This is a genomic window from Pseudoalteromonas sp. AWM4_233, from assembly GCF_056158285.1.
This window is the reverse complement of the sequence record NZ_JBSWSZ010000094.1, coordinates 1-3812: the sequence shown is the minus strand read 5'-3', so window position 1 is coordinate 3812 and position 3812 is coordinate 1. Positions and strand designations below refer to the sequence as shown.

Annotated in this window: 4 protein-coding genes and 1 pseudogene; 1 reads left to right on the top strand and 4 read right to left on the bottom strand. The window is 58.2% G+C overall.

Annotated features, from left to right (window positions below):
* Positions 1–161 precede the first annotated feature (161 nt).
* Positions 162–503 (top strand): GNAT family N-acetyltransferase, encoded by a 342-nt coding sequence (locus ACXAC4_RS20980; protein WP_475165122.1) that lies wholly within the window; start codon positions 162–164, stop codon positions 501–503.
* Between the two features lie 109 nt (positions 504–612).
* Here ACXAC4_RS20980 and ACXAC4_RS20975 read toward each other — a convergent pair whose 3' ends face one another.
* From ACXAC4_RS20975 to ACXAC4_RS20960, 4 genes and pseudogenes are all read right to left on the bottom strand, one after another.
* Positions 613–780 carry a hypothetical protein gene (locus ACXAC4_RS20975; protein WP_475165120.1) on the bottom strand — a complete coding sequence of 56 codons (168 nt, stop codon included), beginning with the start codon at positions 778–780 and terminating at the stop codon, positions 613–615.
* Positions 781–877: 97 nt separating this feature from the next.
* A complete protein-coding gene (locus ACXAC4_RS20970) occupies positions 878–1156 on the bottom strand; it encodes a hypothetical protein (protein WP_475165118.1) in 279 nt (92 codons plus the stop codon).
* 344 nt (positions 1157–1500) lie between these two features.
* Positions 1501–2793 (bottom strand): annotated as a pseudogene (gene eno, locus ACXAC4_RS20965) (phosphopyruvate hydratase).
* Positions 2794–3124: 331 nt separating this feature from the next.
* Positions 3125–3812: DMT family transporter (locus ACXAC4_RS20960; RefSeq protein WP_475165117.1), on the bottom strand; the 688-nt coding region annotated here is incomplete at its 5' end.

The window sequence follows — 3812 nt, the reverse complement described above, 5'->3', positions numbered from 1 at the left end:
AAGGTTAACTACGTGTAAGGCATACCTGCCAGCAGCACCTGATGGGCATGACGGTCGCCGACTGGTGGGGCGTCACGGACCGCGCCGCCCAACGCATTGTTCATCGGGGATATCGACGCCGACGGGTTCTTTGACCTGCTGACAGAAAGGCTGGCCCGGCTATGAGCGCCGCACTAAGGCTCGCCCGCCCCGAGGATCTGGACCGTCTCATGGGCTTGGTCACAGCTTTTCATGCCGAAGAAGGCATCGAACAGGACGCGGATCAAAGACGCGACGCCCTTTTACCACTGCTGGAGGGTATCCCCCACGGCTGCATTTACCTGATCGGCCCGGGTCGCGCGCCGTTGGGCTACATCATCCTGACCTTCGGCTGGTCGGTCGAGTTTGGTGGCATGGACGGCTTTGTCGATGAGATCTACATTCGCCCTGCCGTCCGCGGACGCGGCATCGCCACCGAGGTGCTGCACGACCTGCCTAAAGCCTTGTCCAGACGCGGGCGTTGACCGCCCTGCACCTTGAAGTCGATCGCGCGAACGAGACCGCGCAGAAGCTTATACTTGCGCACGGGCTTCAAACCGCGCGAGCGAATACATGCTGATGAGCAAGGCCTCTTCAACGCCGCTCGCCGCGGAAGATGAACGTCGGCATATCCATGTCTTGAACCGGGTCACCGGACGACACCGTTTCACCCGTGATCGGATATGTCCCCGGTCCCGCGCAGGCCGCCAGGAATATGGTGCTGATCACTGAAGCTACGAGAAGGAATTTCGAACCAGTCATGGTGTGCTCCTTTCTGTAATGCGTTCAGAATACCTCAGCTCAATCCGGGACAAGTATAAAAAGTTCACACATAATGATATATTTGATGATTTATTTTTTACGCAACGGATTCCTCTGCGTTTTCAATTCGAAGCCAAGCGTGATCAAATCTGCTGCATGTTCCAAGCAGAGTTGTTCGCGCGCAAATCCATCTCAAAAAACAGCAAATGACCCTTCGCGATTTCTGAATCTCTGAATACGCATCCCGCAAAGAGAACCCCATCGACAGGTATAAACGCGCAGCCGTCTGCATCGGTTTGCCCGTGTCCATACGGATATAGTCAAATCCACGCTCGCGGCACTGTTCGATGAGGGATTGCATTATCGCGAAACCCACACTGCGCCCCGAACGCTATCTGCCACAAAAACGCGTTTTATCTCGGCTACGCGCGGGGCGATGGTGTGCACATCGCACCCGACGGGCTGACTATCTTTCAAGGCAAGACGCATACCACCGTTTGGAGGGCTGTGTTCAGTTTCTATAGACGAAAGTATCCGCGCATATTTTTCGCGCGGATAGAAGGTTCGAACTATTTTCCGAGAGTGCGCATCCAGCGTTAGCAAAAAATCACGATAGTCCCAGCACAGACGCCGGACCGCTTCGACTTGGTCCGGCGTTGTGCGGTCCTGTAATGCGAAGCACGGGCTGATCCTCGGTAAATTCAGGGATCAGCGTAACACTCAGCGCTTGAGGATCGAACGCCCCGGCGTATTCCGCCACTTCGCCCAGAGGATTTCTTCGATGCGGATCAACTGGTTGTACTTTGGCCAAGCCGGTCCGACCGCGCCAGCGAGCCGGTCTTGATCTGACCGCAGTTGGTTGCAACGGCGAGGTCGGCGATCGTGGCGTCCTCGGTCTCGCCCGAGCGGTGCGACATCACGTTGGTATAGCGCGCACGGTGGGCCATATCGACCGCGCGCAGGGTCTCGGTCAGTGAGCCGATCTGGTTCACCTTGACCAGCATCGAGTTCGCGCAGCCGCGTTCGATCCCCTCGGCCAGACGCTCCGGGTTGGTCACGAACAGGTCGTCGCCCACCAGCTGCACTTTGTCGCCGATCGGTGTCGGTCAGACGCCTTCCAGCCGTCCCAGTCATCCTCGGACATGCCGTCTTCGATCGAGATGATCGGGTAGTCGTTGACCAGAGCCGCGAGATAGGTCCGGCGTTCTCTTCCGAGGTCAGGCTCTTGCCCTCACCCGACAGGACGTATTTGCCGTCCTTGTAGTATTCGGTCGCCGCACAATCGAGCGCGAGGTAGAATCTCCTCACCCGGCTTGTAGCCCGCCTTTTCGATGGACTTCAGAATGAAATCCAGCGCCTCACGGGTAGAGGCGATGTTCGGGTGCAAAGCCGCCCTCGTCACCCGACACCGGTGGCCAGCCCCGCCGCTGACAGTTCTTTTTTCAGGGTGTGGAACACTTCGGAGCCCATGCGAACCGCTTCGCGGATATTTTCCGCGGCCGAAACGGGCATGATCATGAATTCCTGGATGTCGATCGGGTTGTCTGCATGCTCGCCACCGTTGATGATGTTCATCATCGGTACCGGCAGAACCCGGGCCGACGTGCCGCCAACATAGCGGTACAAGGGCTGGGTGGTGAAATCTGCCGCCGCCTTCGCAGTCGCCAGCGACACGCCCAGGATGGCGTTTGCCCCCAGACGGCCTTTGTTCTCGGTCCCGTCCAGTTCGATCATCGCTTGGTCGATGGCGACCTGCTCGGTCGCGTCGAAGCCAACCAGTTCCTCGGCAATCTCGCCGTTGACTGCGGCAACGGCCTCGAGCACGCCCTTGCCCATATAGCGCGACTTGTCGCCGTCGCGCTTTTCCACCGCCTCATAGGCACCGGTCGACGCGCCCGAGGGTACAGCAGCGCGGCCCATGGTGCCGTCTTCCAGAATCACGTCCACCTCAACGGTCGGGTTACCCCGGCTGTCCAGTATTTCGCGGGCGTGGATGTCGATGATGGTGCTCATGAGGCGCGTTCCTGTCGCTAACATAACTTGCACGCCTCATACCATCGCCCCTGCAAAAAGTAAACCGGATACGTTACCGCTAACACGGATAACTACCTGAGTTTAGGGCTAACAGTTAAACGATTTCGCCACTTGCGGCGCTCCTTCAGACTACGGCAGCAAGCTCAACGGGCCAATTTGCGCTCTCTCATGAAGGTGTACATTCCCGACCCCATGATCAACGTGGCGCCGGCCAGTGTCATCAGGTCAGGACGCTCGCCAAACATCAGCATCCCCGCCGCAATCGAGAAGACCAACCGCGTGTAGCGAAACGGGGTCAGCGCCGAAGCCTTCACCAATCCGCATGGCAGTGACGATCCCATAGTAGGCGACGACGCCAAACACGATGGCACCCAAATACGGACCAACTTGAGCCGCTTTTTGCAGTGGCACCACGGGTTGCGCGGTAACAAACTTTTAGAACGAGGCCGGCAAGCGCAATCGCAAGATAGGCTTGAAGCGCCACGACAGAAGAAGCCACCCGGACATCCAGCTTACGCGTGATCAGGTCGCGCGCGGCAATCGCAATAACAGTGGCCACGACAAACAGCGACTCGGGCTGAAAACCCTGAAGCCCTGGGCGGATAATCATCAATACACCGATAAAACCCACGCCAATCGCGCTCCAACGTCGCCAGCCGACATGCTCGCCCAGAAACAGGGCAGCTCCCATAGTCACGGCAAGCGGCATTGCCTGAAACACCGCGGCTACGGTGGACAGCTCCACCAAGGACAACGCGGTCACGAAAGTCAGCGCGCCAACCGCTTCGGCGCCGGCACGTATCAAGGGAAGTGGACGCCAGTGCCGAAACGGATCAAAGATACGTTTGCGCGTGACCACCGACATCACGGCGAAAACCAACCCGCAGACCAGCCCAAGAACAATCATGATCTGACCGGTCGGAACAGTGGACGACAGGTGCTTGATAAACATGTCCTCAAGAGTGAAGGCCGCCATCGCACCGACGACCAGCAATATG